This window comes from Nitrosomonas communis, assembly GCF_001007935.1.
GTDB classification, from domain to species: domain Bacteria; phylum Pseudomonadota; class Gammaproteobacteria; order Burkholderiales; family Nitrosomonadaceae; genus Nitrosomonas; species Nitrosomonas communis.
The window spans coordinates 1,678,953-1,703,214 of record NZ_CP011451.1 but is presented as its reverse complement, the minus strand read 5'-3'; the positions used below and the strand labels follow the sequence as shown (position 1 = coordinate 1,703,214).

Annotated in this window: 17 protein-coding genes and 1 tRNA gene; 4 read left to right on the top strand and 14 right to left on the bottom strand. The window is 47.4% G+C overall.

Annotated elements, in window-relative coordinates; genetic code table 11:
• Positions 1–508 precede the first annotated feature (508 nt).
• Complete coding sequence (locus tag AAW31_RS18880) at positions 509–2,578, bottom strand: PLAT/LH2 domain-containing protein (protein WP_052752143.1); 2,070 nt, start codon at positions 2,576–2,578, stop codon at positions 509–511.
• Positions 2,579–2,967: 389 nt separating this feature from the next.
• Here AAW31_RS18880 and AAW31_RS23545 point away from each other — a divergent pair, with 389 nt between their 5' ends.
• The gene (locus tag AAW31_RS23545) at positions 2,968–3,036 is read left to right on the top strand and encodes a DDE-type integrase/transposase/recombinase (protein ID WP_144413048.1); all 69 of its coding nucleotides are present in this window, start codon (positions 2,968–2,970) and stop codon (positions 3,034–3,036) included.
• A gap of 113 nt (positions 3,037–3,149) precedes the next feature.
• Here the strand turns inward: AAW31_RS23545 and hflX are convergent, their stop codons facing one another.
• The 6 genes from hflX to AAW31_RS21895 all read right to left on the bottom strand — a co-directional run bounded on the left by hflX (position 3,150) and on the right by AAW31_RS21895 (position 11,483).
• The gene (gene hflX, locus AAW31_RS07750) at positions 3,150–4,493 is read right to left on the bottom strand and encodes a GTPase HflX (RefSeq protein WP_046849794.1); all 1,344 of its coding nucleotides are present in this window, start codon (positions 4,491–4,493) and stop codon (positions 3,150–3,152) included.
• A gap of 182 nt (positions 4,494–4,675) precedes the next feature.
• Positions 4,676–7,081, bottom strand: a complete 2,406-nt coding sequence (gene parC / locus AAW31_RS07745) for a DNA topoisomerase IV subunit A (RefSeq protein WP_052752142.1) — start codon at positions 7,079–7,081, stop codon at positions 4,676–4,678.
• 5 nt (positions 7,082–7,086) lie between these two features.
• Positions 7,087–9,045 carry a DNA topoisomerase IV subunit B gene (locus AAW31_RS07740; protein ID WP_046849793.1) on the bottom strand — a complete coding sequence of 653 codons (1,959 nt, stop codon included), beginning with the start codon at positions 9,043–9,045 and terminating at the stop codon, positions 7,087–7,089.
• A 1,134-nt stretch (positions 9,046–10,179) separates the two neighbouring features.
• Complete coding sequence (locus AAW31_RS22685; protein ID WP_235264531.1) at positions 10,180–10,425, bottom strand: hypothetical protein; 246 nt, start codon at positions 10,423–10,425, stop codon at positions 10,180–10,182.
• 174 nt (positions 10,426–10,599) lie between these two features.
• Positions 10,600–10,872 (bottom strand): transposase, encoded by a 273-nt coding sequence (locus AAW31_RS22680; RefSeq protein WP_235264530.1) that lies wholly within the window; start codon positions 10,870–10,872, stop codon positions 10,600–10,602.
• A 335-nt stretch (positions 10,873–11,207) separates the two neighbouring features.
• Complete coding sequence (locus AAW31_RS21895; RefSeq protein WP_200899750.1) at positions 11,208–11,483, bottom strand: hypothetical protein; 276 nt, start codon at positions 11,481–11,483, stop codon at positions 11,208–11,210.
• Between the two features lie 1,493 nt (positions 11,484–12,976).
• Between AAW31_RS21895 and AAW31_RS07730 the strand changes: the two genes are divergently transcribed.
• Positions 12,977–14,980 carry an NACHT domain-containing protein gene (locus tag AAW31_RS07730; RefSeq protein WP_046849792.1) on the top strand — a complete coding sequence of 668 codons (2,004 nt, stop codon included), beginning with the start codon at positions 12,977–12,979 and terminating at the stop codon, positions 14,978–14,980.
• 592 nt (positions 14,981–15,572) lie between these two features.
• Here AAW31_RS07730 and AAW31_RS07725 read toward each other — a convergent pair.
• A tRNA-Arg gene (locus tag AAW31_RS07725) sits at positions 15,573–15,648 on the bottom strand.
• Positions 15,649–15,678: 30 nt separating this feature from the next.
• Here AAW31_RS07725 and AAW31_RS07720 point away from each other — a divergent pair.
• Positions 15,679–16,914 (top strand): MFS transporter, encoded by a 1,236-nt coding sequence (locus AAW31_RS07720; RefSeq protein ID WP_046849791.1) that lies wholly within the window; start codon positions 15,679–15,681, stop codon positions 16,912–16,914.
• On the opposite strand, the gene AAW31_RS07715 is transcribed toward AAW31_RS07720, so the two are convergent.
• From AAW31_RS07715 to recA, 6 genes are all read right to left on the bottom strand, one after another.
• A complete protein-coding gene (locus tag AAW31_RS07715) occupies positions 16,911–17,480 on the bottom strand; it encodes a Smr/MutS family protein (protein WP_235264529.1) in 570 nt (189 codons plus the stop codon). The two genes, AAW31_RS07720 and AAW31_RS07715, sit on opposite strands and share 4 nt — an antisense overlap.
• Complete coding sequence (gene trxB / locus AAW31_RS07710) at positions 17,477–18,427, bottom strand: thioredoxin-disulfide reductase (RefSeq protein WP_046849790.1); 951 nt, start codon at positions 18,425–18,427, stop codon at positions 17,477–17,479. The genes AAW31_RS07715 and trxB overlap by 4 nt, the downstream gene beginning before the upstream one ends.
• Positions 18,428–18,452: 25 nt before the next feature.
• Positions 18,453–19,115, bottom strand: a complete 663-nt coding sequence (locus tag AAW31_RS07705; protein ID WP_046849789.1) for a dioxygenase family protein — start codon at positions 19,113–19,115, stop codon at positions 18,453–18,455.
• Positions 19,116–19,189: 74 nt separating this feature from the next.
• Positions 19,190–21,781: an alanine--tRNA ligase gene (gene alaS, locus AAW31_RS07700; RefSeq protein ID WP_046849788.1), complete on the bottom strand. Its 2,592-nt coding sequence runs from the start codon at positions 21,779–21,781 to the stop codon at positions 19,190–19,192.
• Between the two features lie 42 nt (positions 21,782–21,823).
• Positions 21,824–22,273: a recombination regulator RecX gene (gene recX / locus AAW31_RS07695; RefSeq protein ID WP_046849787.1), complete on the bottom strand. Its 450-nt coding sequence runs from the start codon at positions 22,271–22,273 to the stop codon at positions 21,824–21,826.
• Positions 22,273–23,307: a recombinase RecA gene (recA, locus tag AAW31_RS07690; protein WP_046849786.1), complete on the bottom strand. Its 1,035-nt coding sequence runs from the start codon at positions 23,305–23,307 to the stop codon at positions 22,273–22,275. The genes recX and recA overlap by 1 nt, the downstream gene beginning before the upstream one ends.
• Before the next feature lie 209 nt (positions 23,308–23,516).
• Here recA and adk point away from each other — a divergent pair, with 209 nt between their 5' ends.
• Positions 23,517–24,176 carry an adenylate kinase gene (gene adk, locus AAW31_RS07685; RefSeq protein ID WP_046851606.1) on the top strand — a complete coding sequence of 220 codons (660 nt, stop codon included), beginning with the start codon at positions 23,517–23,519 and terminating at the stop codon, positions 24,174–24,176.
• Positions 24,177–24,262 lie beyond the last annotated feature (86 nt).

Genomic DNA, 24,262 nt, shown 5'->3' with positions numbered 1-24,262 from the left:
ATAATCTCATTATTATACATTTGAAACAACGTGTTATCCTGGACAAATCAAGAAAATACTACTTTCTCCTAACGCGCCTCATTTTATAGCTTGAATTTTTAGAGGCGCCCTCTAGTAATATAATAAAGACTGCGAAGAGAGAATCGCACAGGCAGGCCTAATACATCACCGCTTTCCTTATATGGTCCATCTGAAGGAAGAGTTGGAGGTAGGAACTAGTGGGGTGGAGGTCGGAGAATGTAGCCAGCCACCAATTGAACCTTAGCAAGAGGAATCCAATGCTACCTAGCGGTTTTATAACTTCCCCCATCATGACAGTATAAGTGATGTGATACCATTTTAATAAAATGATGTCAGTAGAAGCGGGCACGAGTTCCGCTTATGACGACTAACAGCTCTATCCCACTAGTCGTCAAGTGAAGGTGCTCCAGCAGGGATCCGACGAGCTCATCCACGATCCTTCAAAGCCTGTGACCTCATCCGAAAAGGCGAGAACACAGAAGCTCACTTAAGGCTGAGGAAAGACCGAGAACAACAAAGCAGCCCACTCATTGGGGTGGTAATCAACAACGCGGGCGTAAGCGTCAGACCCTACGATGCTGCCAAGCACCCCTCCTACAATTCCGCCGACAATACCTCCAACGATAGCCCCCACAAAAGCTCCCCCTCCTCCAAATAGAGCCCCAATTCCAGCACCGATCAGGACGCCCGCGCCGATTCCCGTCGCAGCGCCCGATATGATGCCGGTATTAAGTAAATCGATATCATCGCCCATCGCAGTAATATCGTCCTCGCCGACTCCGCAATAATGCACGCAATGCTCGCTATCGGCTATCCAGTCACTGGGAGTCGGACACGTGGGTGAAGGAATAGGTGGCTCGCTCGTACCAATCGGGTGGCAAAGCCCCAGCGTATGGCCGAGCTCATGAATGAATACGATCGGGCTGAAATGACCCAGCATCGAAGTACGAGATATGATGAGGTCCGGCTCCCGCGAGCGAGAAACGCCGGGCACAGTCCGATCGGATCGTCCGTTGGCTCCGATACCTAGAATTTCCTCCTCCATCTGATCAACAAATAACGCGTAGCGAAAGAAGAAGCGCCGCTCGCTCCAGAAGTGGGCTGGCTGATAGACAGTTTTCATCTTATTGAAGGAGACGATGTTCTCATAATCGAGGTCTTCGCCACCACCCAGATAACCATCGTCGATCCGCGGAGCAATGTCACGGTAATGGAAACGGCTAGCAACCAGCTGCTTGGCATCCTCTGGGATATGATAATCTGCACCTGCTGCATCAACTTCTATGAAGAGCTGGCGGCTTCCCGGATCTGCGAGACCGTCATAGCCTTCGATTCGATCCTTGTCCGCTGGCCGCAGGCTCGGATCCTGTCGGCTGATACGGGCTTCGAGCGCCTCGGTGAGTCCGTCCTGCTCGAGGTCAGCCGTGCCAAGCAGCGTGTTCGGATCGTGGAAATTAACCGTGAACCAGCGGAAAGTAAGGAGATACTCGAAGTCACCCTGATTGAACGTGATTGTGGTCTCGCCGCTATCATTCCAGTCGAGTACTGCTGTTTGCAGCGTATCGTCTGTGGGACTTTCGAAGAACTCGAAATCCGCTTCGCGCAATCGCAGCCGGGTTTTGAAAACAGGTGGTGTTTCCGGTGCGGTTGCCCGTGAATCAATGATCACAAAGGGCGATACCTCCGTGTCGTCATTCATTTCCCAATAACCGCGAAGATCATCCTGCTCAGGGAACCGTACATCCTCGGCCACGAGATAGAGCTCATCATGGCCGATATCCTCGTCCTCGTCGCGGCACTGGATGCGAGTAAGAAGGAGGAAGCTGCGACGGTTGGTGCCGTCGTTCCAACCATCCCCATCGCTATCAGGATTAGTCGGCAAGCTACCGGTCTGGGTTTCATAGAGATCAGGCAGACCATCGCCATCCGAATCCGGTGGTGTATCGAATGAGCCGTCCTCACTGTCGGGGATACCGTCGCAGTCGGAATCTAGCGTACTCTCACCATCAAGTGGAGCCAGGCTAGGTTTGGTGAGGGTGATAATCGGCCCGCCGCATGGCGGGAAAGGCGGCTCCTCAGGCAAATTCCAGCCTTCTTCACCGAGCGTTGTGATCCATTGCCGATCAGAGAGATCATCGCCGTCGAGCCAGCGGTCTACATGGGCGTTCTGATAGATGGGCGTTGTTGAGTCCGATTCAACCCAGATCGTAATTCCGCCTAAACGCCAGCCACCACCGAGGAAACTATCCTCCATTTTGGTGAGAGATATCGTCCCAACGCCGCGGATCATGTCCATGCTAAAAATGTCGTCTTCGACCAAGAGTTGGAACCGGTCAACATTGCCGCGTTCGAAATCATCGTGGTCGGGATTATCGAGTGTGAAAGTCTTGCCACCAATCTGGAAGACTATCTTGTCATCAGTACCTGCAAAACGAATATCGCCCGTAGTAATCTCGACGATGATTGAAGTGATGTGCTGACTCTCTGCCGCTGTTGGGGGGAGAAACCACACGCATAGCACCAACAGAAGAAATGTAGATAACCAGAACCTTTTCATTTCCATCCTCCACAATGCTAGTGGCCTTCTCCCGCAGAGAAGAGATGTGTAATGTGCTGCAGCGTACTGCTCTGCTGGCTGATATAGGAAAAACAATTGCTCTTTTCCGTTAGTGATGAATTTACTGCAAAGTAAATAAGGTGTCAAATACGCACGAGCATGCATTCATGCAGTTGGAATATAGCAGAAGGATTACTTTTTATTTAGGTGGTTTTCAAGTGTGTTTAAGCTTTTGAATACACGATTATAGAGTGATTTTTCCCATAGCTCATCCCAAAGATTCTCAACGGGATTTAGTTCCGGTGACTAGGGCAGCAGCATGAGTAAGTGTAGATTATGTGGGAGCTTAAAGGTGTGACTGCGATGCCATCCTGCACCACAAGCATCCAATGAGCGCGAGCTGGCATATGGACGAGACGTTCATCAGCATCAAGGGCCAGTGGAAATATCTGTATTGAGCCTTCGACAAAGCGGCTACCCGTTTCTTTCACAAGGCCATCGAACTGTGTGGTGCACCGCAGAAGATCACCATCGGCTAACTAGCATGAAGAGACCAAAAGCTCTGAATTCATCACGCCTGGCTGAACTGTTCGCACAGGTTTTTGACAGAGTCGGGCTCGCCGCGGACGCGAAAGAAGACACCCTCATAGTTTGAGCGCTCCTCCAGCACCTGACAGCTCGCGTAGATTTCCCCGCGCAGTTGCTGCGCCGACCAAGGAAGGAAAAGCTCGGCCTCAACCAGATCCTGCTGAAAAAACGCGACGATCTTCTGGCGTAGCTTCGCGACCTCATCAGGTCGGCGTGCACTCATCACGACGCAATCCGGATACTGTGTCCGTAAGACCGCTTCACATTTAGCCTGCGCCGTTGCATCGCCAACGTGGTCGATCTTGTTAAAAACCCGCATACGTGGCACGACATCCGCACCTATCTCCTCAAGTACTTGATCGGTGACCTCGAGCTGGCGCTCAAACCCTGGATCGCTAGCATCAATGACGTGGAGCAGCAAGGATGCATCAAGCGCTTCGTCTAGTGTTGACTTGAACGAGGCGACGAGCCCGTGCGGCAGATTTTTGATAAAACCGACGGTATCGCTGACGAGCACGCGCGGCATGCTCTCCGGGTAGAGGGCTCGTACCGTGGTATCAAGCGTAGCAAAGAGTTTATTCGCGACCAGCACCTCGCTGCCCGTAAGCCCCCGCATCAAGGTGGATTTGCCGGCATTCGTATAACCGACGAGTGCCACGCTAGCAAGTTTCTGGCGCGTTTGCCGTCGTGCGCGCTGTGTCTTGCGCTCGGCATCCATCGCGATAATTTCCTGTTGAAGTTCGGCGATACGGTCACGGATCTTGCGTCGGTCCAACTCAGTGTGCGACTCGCCGCCCCCTCGTCCGCCGACGCCGCTGCGCTGCCGCCCTTGCGGACCTGCAAGCTTCGCAGCCTCGCGCAGGCGCGGCGCCATGTAGCCGAGGCGCGCGATTTCCACTTGGGCGCGCGCAGCGCGAGAGCGGGCGTTGCGGTGAAAAATTTCGAGAATGACCATAGTGCGGTCCATCACCTCGCAGCCGACCTCCTTTTCAAGATTACGCGCCTGTGAGGGTGAGATCTCGTGGTCGACTAGAATAGCATCGATGTCCCGGCTCTTAGGGTTGGCGGCTATTTCCTCGAACTCGGCGGATTCGGTTTCGCTGTTGACAAAGCGGCGTATTTCCTGCCGCTTGCCGAAGCCAAGGTAAGCCGTCGTGTCGAAACTAGCGCGCTTCTGCACGAACGTGTTGATGATTTCATATCCCAGTGTTTTTGCAAGCTCGCGTAGCTCGCTCAGTGATGCCTCGAATTCGATGTCGCTCACGCTCGGCAGTTGAACGGCTGCCACGACGGCGTACCTGGATTTTTCTCTGACTTCTATTGGCATTACGAGACAGCTTCTCTTGAATGGGCGAAGTCAGATAGTACCTGAAATAGTGCTGCCACCTTAACTAAAATCCTGATGAATTGATTATAAGCCGTGCCGTAAGCAATCCTTAATAGATTTCACTGGTGCCATTCTCCTTAATTGAGGGGTCCTTGAAAATTTAGAGCGGCTCATCCACCTAATCAGTTCTCAGATTTGGCTCTGAATACTTCAATCTTCTCCGACTTGAATTTGACTGGCGCGAGCATGCCCTTGCGTGCCCGGTATGACACGAACGGTTGTAGTTCTTCCCATTTCAGTACCGATTGCGACGGTTTGCCACCCCGGCCCGTTCCCCTGATCAGGAGTGATGAACCTTCTGGGAGTACCGCCGTGGCAATCAGTGTCTCACCTTCATTCAGCCCGAGAATAATAACGCCCTTGCCGCCCGACAACTCCTTCATTTCACTGATCGGGAATAACAGCAGCTTGCCATTGCTGCCAAGTGCCACGATCAGATCACCACTAGCGATCTCTGCCGGTTGCAGCACGCTATCCTCTTTGCTCAGCGTCATGAAGGCCTTGCCAGCTTTCTGGCGGGATACCAGGGCTTTGAGCATAGCAATAAAGCCATAACCACTTGATGAGCTAAACAAATATTTCGTCTCAGGCGATGCGGCGCACATCGTTGCTGGTTTCACCTTGGGGGGCATATCCAGCAATGAAGCCAACGGTACACCGTCGCTACGCCCTCCAGGAATGTCCGTCGTGGACAGACTGTAGGCACGCCCCACGCTGTCCAGCATGACAACCGGGTACGTCGTGCGCGTTTGTCCTATCGCTAATAACTGGTCGCCATCCTTAAACGAGAGCGTATTCATGTCCACTTCATGGCCTGTACGCTGACGGACCCAACCGTTTTTCGACAAAATGACAGTGCAGGGCTCATCCGTCACAGACACCGGCTTGGCAGCCACACGCTCTGCAGCCTGAATCATTGTGCGACGATCGTCGCCAAATTTCTTCACGTCAGCCTTGATCTCACTGATGATTAGATTGTGCATGGCAGTTTCATTATCCAGAACGATCCTCAAGCCTTCTTCTTCTGTTTTCAGCTCATTCATTTCATTTTCGATGCGGATAGCCTCCAGGCGAGCCAACTGACGCAATCGAATTTCCAGAATATCATCTGCTTGAATGGCGGAAATCCCGAACTGCGTCATCAGGTTGGCCTTGGGATCATCCGCTTTGCGAATGACTCTGATGACTTCCTCAATATTCAGCAATACCGCCCTGCGGCCTTCAAGGATGTGCAGGCGCTTTTGCACCTGATCAAGCCTCGTATGACTGCGACGCGTAACAGTAGTGATGCGAAACTGCACCCATTCGGCAAGTAATTCCTGGATGTTCTTCTGATTCGGCTTGCCATCCAGTCCGATGGCGACCATATTGGCTGGTACGGTGGATTCCAGGCTGGTATGCGCGAGCAGCAGGGCGATGAACTGCTCCTGCGGCATACGCGAAGAACGCGGCTCCAGAACGATGCGCACCGAAGCATCTTTGCCGGATTCGTCGCGCACGGTTTCCAGTGCTTCGAGGAACACTTGCTTCATCTGCTTCTGCTCTATCGACAAATCTTTTTTACCTGGTTTGACCTGTGGATCGGCATATTCGCCGATCTCTTCCAATACTTTCTTGACTGAGACCCCCGGTGGCAATTCATGCACTACCATACGCCACTGTCCGCGCGCTTGCTGCTCTATGGTCCAGCGTGCCCGCACACGGAAGATACCCCGGCCCGTCACGTAGGCTTCCCGTATCTCTCTGCTACTAGAAACCAGTTGGCCGCCGCCTGGAAAATCCGGTCCATGGATGTGTTGCAATATTTCATCGATATTCATCGATGGGTCACGCATCAGCGCAATGACAGCATTGCCCACCTCACGCATATTGTGCGGCAGGCATTCCGTGGCCATGCCGACCGCGATGCCGGATGCGCCATTCAACAACAGGAATGGGAGACGTGCTGGCAGGTCCACTGGCTCCTGCTCCGATCCGTCGTAATTGGGACGGAACTCCACTGTTCCTGCGTCCACTTCGGACAGTAATAGTTCCGCATATCTAGTGAGCCTGACTTCGGTATACCGCATGGCTGCGGGGGAGTCGCCGTCACGTGAACCGAAATTACCCTGGCCATCGACCAAGGGATAGCGCAATACAAAGTCCTGTGCCATACGCACCATCGCCTCATAGGAAGCAGAATCACCATGGGGATGGTATTTGCCAATCACATCCCCGACCACTCGAGCTGATTTAACCGGCTTTGACCCTTGGATCAGGCCCAAGCGGTGCATAGCGTAGAGAATGCGGCGCTGTACCGGCTTTTCGCCATCTGACACAGAGGGCAGCGCCCGTCCCTTGACTACGCTGATGGCGTAGCGCAGATAAACCTGATGTGTGTATTCGGCAAGGTCGAAGCTACCATCGTCGCTATCATTGCCACCTTGAGAAGACGCAGGCGGTAGAGGGGGCGGCAACTCCGATTCCTGCGGTATCACTTGTGATGACAAGGGGGCGTCCAGAGCATCAAATAAATCCAGGTTCTTCATTTCTGTTAAATATCCGCTTCCACTTTATCACCATGAATAGTAATCAACTCCTTACGATCGCTGGCATGTGACCTACCCATCAGGGTATCGAAGGTCTCAACAGCCTCTGCCACATCACCTATGCTCATCCTCACCAAGCGACGTGTATCGGAGCATAATGTGGTTTCCCAAAGCTGAACAGCATCCATTTCCCCCAAGCCCTTGAATCGGGAAATGGTCCAGCTGCCTTCTTTAATCCCTTCCTGGCGCAGGCGTGCTTCGAGTATGTCCAGCTCAACCTGGTCTAAGGCGTACAGCTTGCGTGGCGGTTTGCTTTTGCCCTGTGCCGGCACATCCACCCGGAACAACGGTGGTTTGGCGATATAAACATGTCCCTGCTGAATGAGCTTAGGGAAATGCCGGAAGAACAAGGTAAGCAGCAACGCTTGAATATGGCTGCCGTCATCATCGGCGTCGGACAAGATAATAATCTTGCCATAGCGCAAGGTGCTCATATCCATATCGCTATCAAGCTTGTGTGGATCAATAGCCAACGACATAGCAATATTGTGGATTTCCTGGTTAGCAAGTATCTGCGATTGGTCTACTTCCCAGCTATTCATACCTTTGCCGCGCAACGGCAGGATAGCCTGGGTCTCTTTGTCGCGCCCTGCCTTGGCTGAGCCACCAGCGGAATCCCCTTCCACTAGGAACAGTTCGGCGTTGGGGCCGGTCAGTTCGGAATCGGTCAGTTTGCCTGGCATGACCGCTACGCCGGAACCTTTTCTGCGCTCGACTGTTTTGGTGGTCTTGCCGCGGTCGATGGCGTTCTTGATAGCCTGCTCGGCAATCTTCGACGCTTCTGCCACATGTTCGTTGAGCCATATATCCAGCGCGTCCTTCATGGCTACTCCTACCAATTTGACTGCCTCGCGCGAGGACAGCTTTTCCTTGGTCTGACCAGAGAAACTCGGGTCAACCATCCGCACTGCTAGGACGAAGCGCAGCTTTGCCCATACATCATCGGCCGCCAGCTTTACGTTGCGCTGCATCAGCCCATGCTGTTCTGCGAAAGTGCGCACGCTATTGAATACCACATCGCGCAAGCCTGCCTCATGCGTCCCGCCTCCCATCGTCGGGATCAGGTTGACATAGGATTCTCCTCCACCTGAGCCTGCAACCCATGCCAGCGCCCATTGCACTCCCTCACCATCAGAAAAGGTTTCATTGGCAGCCAGATACTTTTCACCGCAAAAGGCAATCGCAATCGGTTCATCCTCGGCAACCATCTGATCAAGGTACTGCGCAATTCCTCCACTAAAATGCCATTCTTTAACATCGAAACCGGTGGCCGTTTCAATGTTGAGTAGCACTTTAACGCCTGGTAGAAGCATTGCCTTGGCAGGTAAGAGGTGCTCCAGCTCCCCCCGATGGAGTAAGGGGGAATCGAAATACTTTGCATTGGGCCAGATGCGGAGTATGGTGCCGGTGTTACGTGCACTACAATTGCCGATCACGGTTAACGGTTCGATGACTTCACCCTCGGCAAAGACGATGCGGTACTGCTTCCTTTCACGTTTGACTTCAACTTCCAGACGAGAGGAGAGCGCATTAGTTACTGAAACGCCAACACCGTGCAAACCGCCGGTGAATTTATAACTGCTGTCTGCATCGCCTTTGGCAAACTTACCGCCGGAATGAATAACCTGGAACACGACTTGTATAGTCGGGACTTTTTCTTCCGGATGCAGACCGACTGGAATGCCGCGCCCGTCATCTGCAACAGCAACAGATCTGTCCCGGTAAAGGGTTACTTCGATACTCCTCGCATGCCCAGCCATTGCCTCATCAACAGCATTGTCGATGGCCTCTACCACCATGTGTGTTGGGTCTGTAGTTCGAGTGTACATGCCCGGTCGCAGCTGGATAGGTTCCAGTTTGCGCAGGACTCTAATTGAGGATTCGTCGTAAGTTTGTTTTGTCATAATTACTGGGTTAATCGGGGTCTAAGTAAGTGAACGGACAAGGCAATAAGAATCAATGGTACATCAGGGCAGGGGCAGAGTTTTTCTTGGAATAGGCGGCTGTTAATGCATCATCGTCAAAGTCGTAATACGATTTTCCTCGGCAGCTAGCAATCTCGCACGTCTATAAACCTTTAATTGCAGCTAGACACATCCTTCGAGATTGATACTGATATCTTGTGCGTAAAATCTGAATTGTTTTTGGATAACTTGAACTAATATTAATCCTTCAATATTATCCACAAATTATCCCAGTAAAATTCTTGATTTATACATGACAGAAAAATCACTAAACCAATTGATAATTAATGTTTCTCTAGAGATATACCGTAATTAACCCATCTTTAATCACTATAAATAAATTTCATCTATACGGTGAGTTAGAAGAAGGAAAACAGATAAGGCTTAGGTCACCTTATTTCTGATTGACTATCAAATAAAATTTTTTATGGATAATTTATACAGTGAAATAATGTAACAATGATAATTCGTATTTTTATACCATGTTAATATAAATATTCTATTGTAATAATCTCTCCACCCTTCGTTTCCACTCTGTCGGGGTATGTCTAAACTGAAAAAAGCTTGCTTTCAATTATGTATAGTTTTAATGAGTTAGGTTGGCAACGTAAGCGCAAATATACTATCCATGTACGGTCTATGTGATACTAAAAACCCTTCGGTTAACAATTAGAAATGTATTACTGCGAAATCAATGGAGTGAAAACTCTCATATATCATAATTGTTTACATCCAAGAGTTTACGAATGCATTTCCAATTATCTTCCACATCACCGCGCCAGCCCCCAGCTCTGCCATACCCAACTTGCTGTCTGATTCAAGAATCACTATATTGGCGCGAGCTAATTGTTGATGGTATGTATTTACAGTCTCCCTCCCGTGTTATTTGACCGAGGAAATCCAACTGATACATTTATACTTTTTAATCAATGATTTCTTATTCTGAAGTTAATTCAGAATAATAGTCAATTAAGAATATTTAGGCTTTTTTTTCGTACTTTACGTTAATCTTTAAGGTATCTATGCAGAAATATTATCCTCCCGAGCATAGGAAGCTGCCGTTAGGGTCAGGCCTTACATTTGACATTCCCACTTTCTTTTTTCTGCCTGCTTCACAGCCCGGCTCGCGGTAGCATAGCTCACACCGAAATGCTCACTTACTTGAGCGAACGTATAGTGTCCGCTTAAATACGACTGAACCATGTCGTCATCATGTATCTTATAGAGATCAGCAAAGAAGCTTAATAGTTTGACGAGGGCTTGTTTTTGCTTTCCAGGTATACCTTTGACTGATTGTTCAGATTTTAGCTTGCGTTGCATATCATTGACAAAGTCATCATTACCCAAATAAATCTGGTTTTTCAACCATTGCCAAGGGGAGGGTTGCTCTTTGCCGGCCCTAACAAAATCTTGATAGCGTTGCTGCGCGACACTCTTTATTTTGTCAAATCCAGCGAGGATCCCTTCAGTCGTTAGACAGGCAGCGTTTTCTTCCTATCCAGCTGTTGCGCGATAACTGCTCCAGCGCCGCGCTTTGGCGCTTCGCACCATCTGTGCCCGCACCGGATTCAAGGCAATGTAACGCGCCAATTTAAGCAGATAAGCATCTTTCTGCACCAGGATGGCTTTGAAACGACCTTGAAACACATGGCCAACACGCTGATGCTGCCGATTGAAATATGGCGTGTAAGTGCCGTTGAGATATTTCATTCCCTTGGACAGGGTGGGAGAATTGGTTTCAATCAATAAATGGTAGTGATTGTCCATGAGACAATAAGCATGACAATATCAGTCATAACGATTGACCATGTTCTGTAGCAACAGCAAAAACTGTTGACGATCAATATCATTATGATAGATATCATCATGATGATATCTTCCCGTGCGTTGCTGCGTGCTGTTACATGATACAGTACCCCGGCAAATTCAATACGTAAAGGTCTTGCCAATCTGTGCGCACTATTAAATTTAAGCCTGTTGAAGATTAAAATATTAAGATAGTGATGTCAATTGCAAGGCCTGACCCCAATGGTTTTCTAACAAAATCCAGATAGTGTTGCTGTGCGATGCTCTCTATTCTGTCAAATCCAGCGAAGATGCATTCAGTGGTTGAACAGGCAGCGTTTTCTTCCTATCCAGCCGTTGCGCGATAACTGCTCCAGCGCCACGCTTTGGCGCTTCGCACCACCTGTGCCCACACCGGATTCAAGGCAATTTAACGCGCCAGTTCCAGCAGATAGGTATCTTTCTGCACTAGGATGGCTTTGAAACGACCTTGAAATACGTGGCCAACACGCTGATGCTGCCAATTGAAATATTGCGTGTAAGTGCCGTGAAATACTTTTTTCCCTTGGATAGGGTGGGAGAATTGGTTTCAATCAATAAATGGTAGTGATTGTTCATTAAACCATAAGCATGGCAATACCAGTCATAACGATTGACTGTGTTCTGTAGCAATAGCAAAAACTGTTAACGATCAATATCATCATGATAGATATCTTCCCGTGCGTTGCCGCGCGCTGTTACATGATACAGCGCCCCGGCAAATTCAATACGTAAAGGTCTTGCCAATCTGTGCACACTATTAAATTTAAGCTTGTTGAAAGTTAAAATATTAAGGCAGTGATGTCAGCTGTAAGGCCTGACCCCAATGGTTTGCAGATCCCACCCGGCCCTGACAATAGCTGGAGTAATGTATTTTGTACAGATATCGCGTTCGGAAAGGGTTTTTTTATTGATCATACGGTTGGGATAGGCTGGTGTATGTCATTTTAATTAATTTTCATCTATAGGCTGAGAAATCACACTATAGAAAATAAAACAATTCATTATCCATTATTAAAACTGGTCGGTCGGGTAGAAGAAGGAAAACAGTTAAGGCTTAGATCACCTTAGTTTCTGATTGACTATCATTTAAAATTTCTTATGGATAATTTATAGAGTGAAATAGTGTAACTATGATACTTCGTATTTTTATTCCGTATGAATATAAATATTATATTGTAATAGCATTCCCACCCTCTGCTTCCATCCCCTCGGGCTAGGCCTAAACTGGAAAAAGCATGCTTTCAATTATGAGTGGTTTAATGAGTTAGGCTGGCAAAGTAGACGTAATTGGTCTACACAGGGGTGGGATATCCGAAATTAGATATACCCTGCTGTTAAGTAAAAATCGAATTTGCAAAGTTTAAATAAGTAATATGCTTTTTTTTCCAGAATAGTGGCGAGGTTTTATATCTCGGGAAATTACAACAAAGTTCTGGAGGCGTCAGCTTGTTGCAAGCCTAGAGTGGAATCAGATTATTAAAAAACCAGATTGAACTACATAATAAGTAAATCTAAGCACTAGAAATCAAGGCAAATTTGTACCTAGGGTTATACTTGAATGATATATTTACGCTGCTGTCCAGAACTAACGATATAAGTCATCGCTGCTGTAAATAGTATTATTAAATGAATTAAGCAGCTAAGATCGACTAATCTTTACAACCAACTATAAATTGCTAAAGAATATTAAATAATCACTCATACTTATTAGTATTTATCAGGAACCACTAATAAAGCATATATAAATTCATACTGTAAAAGTAATATTTTGAATGATCAGTTTTTTTAAATAAGGTATAAGCGAAAATAAATATTTTTAAGTTATAGCAATCGAATCCGCGACGGGTACTCACCTTTAAACCTACTCTTTTTATTACAGTATTTTGCCAGATGTTTTACATAAAAGCCTCAATTCTTCGTGATCAACGCCTGAATTAAGTCAGGAGATTTACGATAGTGGCGAATATGCTAGTAAAGATTATAGAGTTTTAAATATGCTAGGTATATTATAAAAATATTAAAATCAATTTCTTTATTAGCAATAATGAATATACCAAAGCTCGAAGATATAGATATACCTGAACCAGTAATTGAATTGGTCAATACGTTATTAGAGCCGCTAGCTAAAAAAATAAAGAAAAATGGGAGATTAATTAAAGAGCATGTTAAATACGAATTTAGCATTGGAGCTTTAAGCCAATACATTAATAATTCATATAATCGCCACTTATACTTCAACTCCCTAGTATTCAGGAATGAACAAAAATTAGTAGATAATTACTATCTTCCATTAACTTTATTAAAACAGGAAAATAGCGAGTCAGAGTTAAATGATAATAGAGAATCTTACTTAATTGACAAATTTCCTTATGATTTAATATTGAAATACAAAAAAATTTTAATAGTCGATCATGGAGGTATGGGAAAATCAACAATTTTAAAACGCATACTTCTCTCTTGCATAAGAGAAAAACAAGCTATTCCCATATTTATTGAACTAAGGAAACTATCAAGAAAGAAGAATATATTAGACTTTATAGTTGAAAGCACCAAGACAATAAATGATGAAGTGCCAAAAATTTTTATTAGAGATTTAATCAGCACTGGCCGTTTTCTATTTTTGCTTGATGGTTTTGATGAGATAGATAAAGATGAACAAGCAGGCATAATAAGTAGCATCAATAAATTCATAACAACAGCACCAAATAATTGGTATGTTATGACCTCACGTAATGAAGACGCTTTATTCGCATTTCCTTATTTTCAAAGATTCGCTATAAAGCCTTTATATAAAGATGAAGCGTACAAATTGCTAAGACTTTATGATCAAGATAACAAAGAAACTAATGCTAACATTTTAATCTCAAAATTAAATAATACAGAAAATCGTAATGTTTTTGATTTCCTTACTAACCCTTTGTTAACTTCTCTTCTTTATATATCTTTTAAATTCTCAAATATAATACCTAATCGTATACACATTTTTTATAGACAAGTATTTGAAGCTTTATTTGAAAAACAAGATCTTTTAAAAGAGGGGTTTCAGCGTAAAAAATCTTGCAATCTCGACATCGATCAATTTGATGAGTTAATAAGGCATTTTAGCTTGATAACCTATGGCAAACAAAAGGTAGAATATTTAAAAACAGAACTACTTGAATATATTGATAAAGCAAAAATATTAACGGCCAATTCAAGCGTACCGTCCTCTCATATTGCTCATGATTTAACACATGGCGTTCCATTAATGACCGAAGAAGGAAATTACATAAGATGGGTGCATAGATCAATGCAAGAGTATTTTGCTGCGGTTTGTATATGTCGAGACAGCAAAGAGAAACAGCATCAGCATTTTTTAACTATGTATACAAATGAAAAGCATCGAAATTTAACAATGCTTTGTGCAGATATAGATCCACTCCAATTCCGTAAAACAGTGGTTAAAGATCTCGCCACAAACCTTCTAACCGAATTTAATGAATCCTACATAAAATTAACTAACATTCCTAAGGAGCTAATTAATGAAAGGAAGAAGCTTACTGCGGGAAAATTTTTTGTGATTTGCAAAAGTAAATTTTTTCATGACGGTGATGATCCTGTGCATGAACGTAAATTTTTAGCAGTTAATAGAGCTTCCGATTTTCTTACTTCAGTTCATGAAACAACATCAACAATTATTCGTTTAGCATTTATTGACGATAATATTTTTTTGGGATTGTATATTCGTAGACCTTATATACTTCTCAATGACATGGAATTTAGAACTTTAATTCCTTTTGCTAAGGAAATGGAAAATTATGAGTATTATATATATCAGGGAGAATCTCAAATCTCTAAGCTTAACCTTCCACAGGAAGAGTTTATAATAATTAATGATGATCCAAATAGTCCGGTCAATCAAAAGGATAACTTCGGCATAATAAATAATTTGCTATTCAATTTGAATTTTCCTTATGAATGGTATATCGATCATGAACATGCCAAAAAAACGTTAAAATTAATTGAAGATGAAGCTGCAGAATCAAATTCATTAGAATTATTTGGATGAAATCTCCAAAGTAAAGTAAGAAGTGATGCTTTGGGTTATACAAAAGCCAGAAGAAAGAAATAAGTGCATAGCTGAGTAAAGCGCGGCAAGACTCCCGGACCCATACTCGCCGCTGCTCTAAAGCATACATGCGGGCGCCTAATCAGGATACTCTGCTAGTTCAGTGAATCAATGATTTAGGTAGAGACATTCAAAATTTCAGCCATCCAGTGAGAGCAATAGATATATTGAATGGGGTTACCCTGCTGAGTTAATCCCCCTTGGGGTAGGTCTAATCAGAAAAAAGCATGCTTTTTGTAGTACCTCATTAAGCTATGCCTAGTTTATAACCTAAAAGTATTTCTACTGACATCGCTTTTGTAATTAGCTTCCATATCTGGCGAAACATTAAATTACAAGCAAATCAGCGTGCCCAATATTTCCTGGGTCCGATTAAAAAAATGGGAAAAATTTGCAAGTACGTTTAATTAGATAGCTTTATTTGTTGAGCGCTACGATCTAATATTTAGAAAACTCGGTTACAAAACGGTTACAGATAAGAAAATTTGGGAAAAGTCTGCACATAAACATATATGTAACTATTTGATTTTATTGGCGCCCTAGAGACGAATCGAACGTCCGACCTACCCCTTAGGAGGGGGTCGCTCTATCCACTGAGCTACCAGGGCTAAGCCTACATTTTACGCTATTATGTAGGGATGGATAAATATAAACCGTCTCTTGAGCATAATGCAGCGCAGAAAAAATTACCACGTACCGTAGTCGTGCTTGGCCTGGTCAGTTTTTTCAATGATTTTGCATCTGATATCGTCGCACCGCTTATTCCAATTTTGCTGGCTTCCGTGCTGGCTGCCGGACCCGTGGCATTAGGTTTGGTGGAAGGTATAGCCGATGCGATCGCCAGTCTGCTGAAACTCTGGTCGGGGCGTCATTCTGATCTGATAGGGGGACGTCGCAAGAAACTGACATTAGCAGGCTATCTGTTATCAAACACGGCCCGCCCTCTACTGGGGCTGGCGGTTTCCTGGCCAGTCGTGCTGCTGCTGCGCAGCATTGACCGTGTGGGTAAGGGCATTCGCACGGCACCGCGTGATGCGCTGGTAGCAGATGCGACTCCCTCGCATATGCGTGGCTACGCCTACGGCTTTCATCGCGCGCTGGATAATGGCGGAGCAGTAGCTGGGAGTCTCGCTGCCGCAGCCATACTTGCCTGGACGGGGCTGGATTTGATCGAGGTAATTTTATGGTCTGCACTACCGGGCATGGTAGCCATCCTGCTGCTGAGCATGGGGATCAAGGAAGAGAACATTGGAAATAAGAAAGAGACGCCTTCCGAAGCCATGCCATCCTTACCTCCTTTGCGCTGGTCATTATTATCCAGATCAACCCGGCGCTATCTGCTGGTACTGACACTTTTTACTTTAGCACGCGCTTCTGAAACCTTTATTTTGCTACTGGGGTATCAACTGGGTGTGGGCGTAGTAGAGCTGCTACTGATCTGGTCTGCTATCAGTCTGGCTAAAGCCGTAACCTCGACTGTCGGCGGGCAACTGGCTGATCGCTATGGACGCGGCAGTTTGATGCTGATTAGCTGGGTTGCGTTTGCGGTATCGTTCCTGCTGTTTGGTCTGGTAACCAGCAGTAGTGGGTTGTGGATAGTCAGTATTTTTTATGGCCTGTTTGTTGGCCTCAGCGAAGGTGCTGAACGGGCTCTGATCAGTGATTACGCTCCTCCTCTGGAACGAGGCACTGCTTTTGGCTGGTATCATCTGGCAGTGGGACTGGCTGCTATTCCTGCGGGGGTACTGTTCGGCACCTTATGGCAATTACACAGCGCACCGCTGGCATTTTTTGTGGCAGGCGGGGTCGCTGCCTTGGCAGCCATATTATTGCGGCTATGGGCCTGGCCTGCCAGAGAAACCCCGTTGCATTAAACCGTTGATTTAAGCAGTACCAGCACAGCACCCCTGCCGCCGTACTCAGGAGTTGCCTGGCAAAATGCCAACACATCATGACGTTGTGCGAGCCAGTTGCCCACCTTCAATTTCAGCACGGGCTCATGGTTTTTCGAGCCTAATCCTCGTCCATGGATGACACATACACAGCGGGCACCATACCGGCTACATTCATCCAGAAAGGCAACCAGCGCATACCGTGCCTGGTTTTGTGTCATGCCGTGCATATCCAGCTCAGCCTGAATTTTCCAGTGACCGCGCCGTAATCTGCGCAACGTCTGACGCGGTAAGCCGGGGCGCAGGTAAGCCCACTCATCCCCATCGGGGATTTCCAGTGAGACATGATCTGACAGCGTATCCTGGCTCGCCGCGGTGGTAGCGGTCTGCACCGCAGGCCGAGGTATCGGCCGCGGCGGCTTGGGTCGATGAACGACTTGCCGGGATGGCGTCAGTGGGATGACATCCCGCATCGCCTCACGAAACAAGGCCGCCTCTTCCTCGTTAATTGTCTGGTCGGAAGTTAATCCTTTTTTGTCTGGTTTCACTTTAACCCATCAAGATATTTCTCCGCATCCAGTGCAGCCATACAGCCGGTGCCCGCACTGGTCACAGCCTGGCGATAAATATGATCCTGCACATCGCCCGCAGCAAATACCCCCTCAATATTAGTGGCGGTGGCATTACCTTCATTGCCGCCGCGCGTAATGATATAGCCATTTCTCATGTGCAGTTGCCCCTGAAAAAGATCGGTATTGGGCTGATGCCCAATGGCAATAAAGACCCCCTTTAACTCCAGCGTACGGGTGGCGCCATCATGCACATTCTTGATGCGCATGCCGGTTACGCCGGATTCATCACCGAGTATTTCATCCAGCACATGATTGAGTGCTAACGTGACGTTGCCCTCTTGCGTCTTGTTCATCAGTTTATCAATCAGAATTTTTTCCGAACGGAATTTATCGCGCCGGTGTACCACGGTCACGTTGCGCGCAATATGAGAAAGATACAAGGCTTCCTCCACCGCAGTATTGCCGCCCCCGATCACGGCGACATCCTGGCCTTTATAGAAAAAACCGTCGCAGGTGGCACACGCCGAGACACCTTTGCCCATATAGGCCTCTTCTGAAGGCAATCCCAGGTATTTGGCTGATGCGCCCGTGGCGATAATCAATGCATCACAGGTGTAAGTACCTTGATCGCCTATCAGGGTGAAGGGCTTCTCCGTCAGCTTGGCCGTATGGATATGATCGAAGATGATTTCAGTTTGGAAACGCTCGGCGTGTTTCTGGAAACGTTCCATCAATTCGGGCCCTTGTACACCTTGTACATCAGCCGGCCAATTATCGACATCAGTCGTCGTCATGAGCTGCCCCCCCTGAGCCAGTCCAGTGATAACGACAGGATTGAGGTTGGCGCGCGCTGCATAGATTGCGGCCGTATAGCCTGCAGGTCCAGAACCAAGAATGAGCAATTGGTAATGTTTGGTGGTCATGTTTTTGTTTTAATAAAAATATAATTTAAGATTTTTGATTGAGCACGATAGCATACTCGTAAACCTCCAGCGCTTCTGTTTCTGATGGGCCTCTTTTTCTGGCGATCATCAACAAACGCTCCGAGGGGCTTTTCTGGTTGAGCAATAAATCGGTTTCATTCAGTGCTTCCCCAGGAAAATACATTTGGGTGGTCAATTCCTCGTAGCCCTTTTTAGATATCTTGAAATGGATATGAGGTGGCCGTACCCAGGTGGATGATGCGGGATACGAGCCCGGCATGACGGTTTTAAAACGAAATTCGCCATTCTCATCTGTCGATACGATTGCCCAGCCCTGAAAATTCGGATCCAGGGGTGCAGGATTAGCATCCTGCGGGTGACGGTAGCGCCCCTTTGCATTAGCCTGCCAGATTTCGACCGTAGCCTGGGGCACTGGCTGACCATGATTATCCAGCACACTTCCGGTAACGATCATGTGTTTACCTTGCGCCACGCCATCACGGCCTTGTATACGCGTCAAATCAAAATCTTTATCGTCCTGCGGGGTCACGGGATAAAACGGACCTTCTGTTTCAGGAGGGGTAGGTGCCAGCAGCGTTTTGGCCGCCCCTCTTTTTGGTGTTAAGGCGCCGACGACTCCACCTGTTATCCCCAACTTAATAAACTTTCTTCTGGATAGTTTTTTCATCTTGCTCTCCTCATACCAGATTAATTTACTATTAACCGGTTAAACTGCTTGAGTCGAGTGACTGAATACTACTGCTATAATCTTTTCTCTACCCAACCGGCCACACTCTGTAATGCATCAGGCAGTTTATCCGGCAAGGTACCGCCCGCCTGCGCCATATCCGCCCGTCCGCCTCCTTTACCCCCTACCTGCTGGGCAACATAATTGATCAACTCTCCCGCTTTGACTTTTGCGGTCAAATCATCGGTGATCCCAGCAATAAGCGTCACTTTCCCGGCTTCTGCCGTTGCCAGTACGACGATGCATGATTTTAATTGATGCTTAAAATTATCGAGAGTTTCACGCAGGATTTTGGCATTCACGCCTTCCAGGCGAGCCGCCAGTATTTTCACTCCTTTGATTTCATTGACTTGCTTACTCAGCTCACCACTTTGCAGCGTAGCCAGCTTAGATTTCATTGAAGTGAGCTCTCGTTCCAACTGCCGGGCATGATCGAGCAGTTGAGTAATTTTCTGGCTGACTTCCTGGGGAGCGGCTTTCAGGGTATCGCTAATTGCGAGTAATTGCAGTTCACGCTGCTGCGCATATTCTACGGCAGCCTGCCCGGTAACGGCTTCAATACGCCGAATGCCGGCGGCCACACCTGATTCACTGATAATCTTGAAGAAGCCGATATCGCCGCTATGGGCTACATGGGTGCCTCCACACAGCTCTGTCGAAAAATCACCCATTGCGACTACGCGCACATCAGCCCCATACTTTTCACCAAACAGCGCCATGGCGCCGCGTTTGATCGCATCGTCGTATCCCATCTGCTGCGTGGCTACGTCATGATTATGGCGTATCTGCTCATTGACCAGATGCTCGACGGTACGTAGCTCATCAGGCTGCATCGGCGCATGATGAGAAAAATCAAAACGCAGTCGATATGCATCCACCAGTGAACCTTTCTGCGTCACATGGGGACCCAGTACTTGGCGTAAGGCCGCATGCAGCAAATGGGTGGCTGAATGATTATTGGCCGTATTGGCACGCGCGACTGCATTGACTTTTGCCAGGACTGAATCGCCAACGACCAGCCGGCCGCTGCTTAAAAAACCCTTGTGACCATACACGTTGGCCTGAATTTTCTGTGTATCAGACACCACAAACGTACCGTTGGCCACCAGCAGTTCACCGCAATCACCGACTTGGCCGCCCGACTCTGCATAAAAAGGAGTACGGTCGAGCACGATCACCGCTTCGTCCGCAGCTTCGATAAAATCAACCTGACTGCCTTGCTTGTAGATGGCAAGCACGGTTCCCTCCTGCTGCAGGCTGTCATAGCCATAAAATTCGGTCGGAATGCCATGATATTCGATGCCACCTTGCATGGTGAATTTGCCAGCAGCGCGCGCACGCTCGCGCTGGTCTGCCATGGCTTCCTCGAAGCCGGCATGATCGATATTAATACCGCGTTCGCGCGCAATATCCGCTGTCAGGTCAACCGGAAAACCAAAGGTATCATACAGCCGGAAAACCGTTTCACCGGGCAGAATGCCGCTTTGTTCGCGTAAAGCGGCTTCCAGCACCTGCATTCCGTTTTCCAAAGTTTCTGCAAAACGCTCCTCTTCCTGCTTGAGTACACTCGCTACGCGAGTTTTGGCGGCCACGAGTTCAGGATAAGCCTGCCCCATCACTTTAGCGAGATCATCCACCAGCCGATGGAAGAAAGGCGTTTTCTGTTCCAGCCGGTAGCCATGCCGAATCGCACGCCGAATAATGCGGCGTAATACATAACCCCGTCCTTCATTGCCGGGAATGACGCCATCGGTGATCAGAAAGGCACAGGCGCGAATATGGTCAGCGATCACTTTGAGCGAGTTATTGGAAAAATCATGCGTTTGTGTCTCACGTGCCGCCGCTTTGATCAAGTCCTGGAACAGATCGATGTCATAGTTGCTGTGTACTTCCTGCATCACCGCTGAAATCCGCTCCAGCCCCATACCGGTATCGACCGAGGGTTTGGGCAAAGGGTGCAAGGTACCGCTGGTATCGCGATTGTATTGCATGAAGACCAGATTCCAGATTTCGATATACCGATCCCCGTCGGCATCGGCTGAGCCGGGCGGCCCGCCAGCTACTTCGGGGCCATGATCATAAAAAATCTCGGAACACGGCCCGCACGGACCGGTATCGCCCATCTGCCAGAAATTATCCATGGTGGCAATGCGTACAAAGCGCGCAGGCTCAACCCCGACCTCATTCAACCAGATGTCAGCGGCCTCATCATCTTCGGCATAAACGGTCACCCAGAGCTTTTCCTGAGGAATGGACAGCACTTTGGTCAGAAATTCCCATGCGTACTGGATGGCATTACGCTTGAAGTAATCACCAAAACTGAAATTACCCAGCATTTCAAAAAATGTATGATGCCGCGCGGTATAGCCGACATTCTCCAGGTCATTGTGTTTGCCGCCCGCGCGTACACAGCGCTGTGAACTCGCCGCCCGCGTATAAGGCCGTTTGTCCAAGCCCAGAAATACATCTTTGAATTGCACCATGCCGGCGTTCGTGAACAGCAAGGTGGGGTCATTGCCTGGAACAAGTGAACTGGACGCGACGATGGTGTGGCCATGCGACTCGAAGAATTCCAGGAAGTTTTGTCTTATTTCACTGCTTTTCATGTTGGTTCCATTTCTCATACACGTATCAATGAGGGCAAGGCTTTATCCCTCTTCATCCGGGCAAGCCAGAATCTGGCGAATAGTTGCTGCTGAAAACCCTCTTGTTGCCAGAAAGCGCGCCTGTTTACTGCGTTCTTTCAAACTTTCAGGCATTACACCGAATTTCTTGCGCCATATTTCACGCGCAGTCTGTAATTCGGTTTCTTTTAACTCAGACATTGCCGTATCGATCAAATGATCAGCAATGCCTTTTTCTTTTAACTCATGGCGAATGCGCTGCGCACCATATTTGTGCCGGCGACCATGCACTACTTGTTCGACTAACCGTTCTGCCGAGAGCAACCCTCGATGTTCCAGTGTATCCAGTACTTCTGATAGCGCCTCGGGTGTCTCAGCGTGCCCAGCCAGCTTCTTTTCCAGTTCAAGCCGGGAATATTCGCGTCTGGCTAACAGGTGCAGGGCGCGGGTTTGTAAACTTTGCTTGACATTCATCAATCACCGGTTTTCTCTTCTGACTGAACGGCTTTAGGCAGTTCAGTCAGACCCGCGACAGCTCGGATTTTTTGCTCGATTTCTTTGGCCATTTCCTTATGCTCTTTCAGATAATCGCGCACATTGTCCCTACCTTGACCGATCTTTTCACCATTGTAAGAATACCAGGCACCTGCTTTCTCGATTAATTTATACAATACCCCCAATTCAATGATTTCACTTTCCCGCGAGATGCCTTCCCCATAAAGAATATCGAACTCAGCTTCCTTGAATGGTGGCGCTACCTTGTTCTTGACAACTTTCACCCGCGTTTCATTGCCGATCACTTCTTCGCCCTTTTTGATCGAGCCAGTGCGGCGGATATCCAATCGGACCGAGGCATAAAACTTTAAGGCGTTGCCGCCAGTCGTCGTTTCGGGATTGCCAAAGATCACGCCGATCTTCATGCGGATCTGATTGATGAAGATGACCATGGTGTTGCTGCGCTTGATATTGGCCGTCAATTTACGCAACGCCTGCGACATCAGTCTTGCTTGTAACCCCATCTGCGGTTCACCCATCTCACCTTCAATCTCCGCGCGTGGAGTCAATGCGGCCACTGAGTCGACCACGACGATATCGACCGAGCCGGAACGAACCAGCATATCGGTTATTTCAAGTGCCTGCTCGCCATTATCGGGCTGAGAAATCAGCAGCTCCTGAATATTGACCCCTATTTTCTGAGCATATTGCGGATCCAGTGCGTGCTCGGCATCGATAAAGGCAGCCGTCCCGCCCATTTTTTGCATCTCGGCAATCACCTGCAAAGTCAGCGTAGTTTTACCGGATGATTCAGGGCCATAAATTTCAATGATCCGGCCGCGTGGTAATCCACCGACACCTAATGCAATATCCAACCCCAAGGACCCGGTAGAAACCACTTGAATATCGCTAGCCACATCGCTAGCATCCATCCGCATGATGGAACCTTTACCAAACTGCTTTTCAATCTGGGAAAGCGCAGCAGCCAGCGCTTTATTTCTATTTTCGTCCATCTTTTTTTCCTGTTAACAATTCATAGAATTATCGCATATTCAATACCGGAAAAAACAAACTTGCAGTAGCTTATTGCATGATGTATAGGAAGCCTTACGAAAAATCAGCAAAAACTTCAAGTATATGCCTAGCCTGCGATATAATTTGAATTTACTGACATTAAGCTCATTCTTTTATTGTATTCTTGGCGATAATAAGGAGAAAAAAGATTAGAATCATTTTGTTAGGTGCCCCAGGAGCAGGTAAAGGCACCCAGGCCAACTATATCAAAGAACATTTCGGTATCCCACAAATCTCGACTGGAGACATGCTGCGCAATGCTGTCAAGGCCGGGACAGAACTCGGCATCATGGCAAAAAAAATCATGGAGTCAGGTGCTCTGGTGTCAGATGACATCATTATCAATCTCGTCAAAGAGCGTATTGCTGAACCTGATTGCGCCAATGGTTTTCTGTTTGATGGCTTTCCCCGCACGATTCCTCAAGCAGAAGCACTAAAAACAGCCAATATACAGATTGATTATGTCGTCGAAATCGATGTGGTGGATACCGAAATTATCAAACGTATGTCCGGTCGCAGGGTACACCCAGCTTCGGGCCGTACCTATCATATCGAATTCAACCCACCCAAAGTCGACGGCAAAGATGATGTAACAGGTGAGCCATTGATCCAGCGGGACGATGACCGAGAAGAAACAGTAAGGAAGCGTTTGCAGGTCTACCATGATCAAACCAAACCGCTCATCCAATATTACTCGGACTGGTCAGCCAGTGGAAAACCCGGCGCACCACGTTATATCAAGATCGCTGGTATGGGGGATGTGGAAGCCATTCGCCACAGTATCCTCACCTCGCTCACAAATGAATAATTCTAAAAATTCCTAAAAGTTTTTTGATAATTAATAAGCGATTGAGCTATTTCTGAAAACAAATAAAAAAGATGTGCTAACGTTTT

What these genes read in the sequence shown, in the direction of transcription:
- recX (WP_046849787.1), bottom strand. Translation starts at nt 22,273, where the DNA reads ATGAATGTCAAGCAAAGTTTACAAACCCGCGCCCTGCACCTGTTAGCC.
- AAW31_RS22680 (WP_235264530.1), bottom strand. Translation starts at nt 10,872, where the DNA reads ATGGACAATCACTACCATTTATTGATTGAAACCAATTCTCCCACCCTG.
- AAW31_RS07740 (WP_046849793.1), bottom strand. Translation starts at nt 9,045, where the DNA reads ATGACAAAACAAACTTACGACGAATCCTCAATTAGAGTCCTGCGCAAA.
- alaS (WP_046849788.1), bottom strand. Translation starts at nt 21,781, where the DNA reads ATGAAAAGCAGTGAAATAAGACAAAACTTCCTGGAATTCTTCGAGTCG.
- AAW31_RS22685 (WP_235264531.1), bottom strand. Translation starts at nt 10,425, where the DNA reads ATGCAACGCAAGCTAAAATCTGAACAATCAGTCAAAGGTATACCTGGA.
- AAW31_RS18880 (WP_052752143.1), bottom strand. Translation starts at nt 2,578, where the DNA reads ATGAAAAGGTTCTGGTTATCTACATTTCTTCTGTTGGTGCTATGCGTG.
- AAW31_RS07730 (WP_046849792.1), top strand. Translation starts at nt 12,977, where the DNA reads ATGAATATACCAAAGCTCGAAGATATAGATATACCTGAACCAGTAATT.
- parC (WP_052752142.1), bottom strand. Translation starts at nt 7,081, where the DNA reads ATGAAGAACCTGGATTTATTTGATGCTCTGGACGCCCCCTTGTCATCA.
- recA (WP_046849786.1), bottom strand. Translation starts at nt 23,307, where the DNA reads ATGGACGAAAATAGAAATAAAGCGCTGGCTGCTGCGCTTTCCCAGATT.
- AAW31_RS07720 (WP_046849791.1), top strand. Translation starts at nt 15,679, where the DNA reads ATGGATAAATATAAACCGTCTCTTGAGCATAATGCAGCGCAGAAAAAA.
- AAW31_RS07705 (WP_046849789.1), bottom strand. Translation starts at nt 19,115, where the DNA reads ATGAAAAAACTATCCAGAAGAAAGTTTATTAAGTTGGGGATAACAGGT.
- hflX (WP_046849794.1), bottom strand. Translation starts at nt 4,493, where the DNA reads ATGCCAATAGAAGTCAGAGAAAAATCCAGGTACGCCGTCGTGGCAGCC.
- trxB (WP_046849790.1), bottom strand. Translation starts at nt 18,427, where the DNA reads ATGACCACCAAACATTACCAATTGCTCATTCTTGGTTCTGGACCTGCA.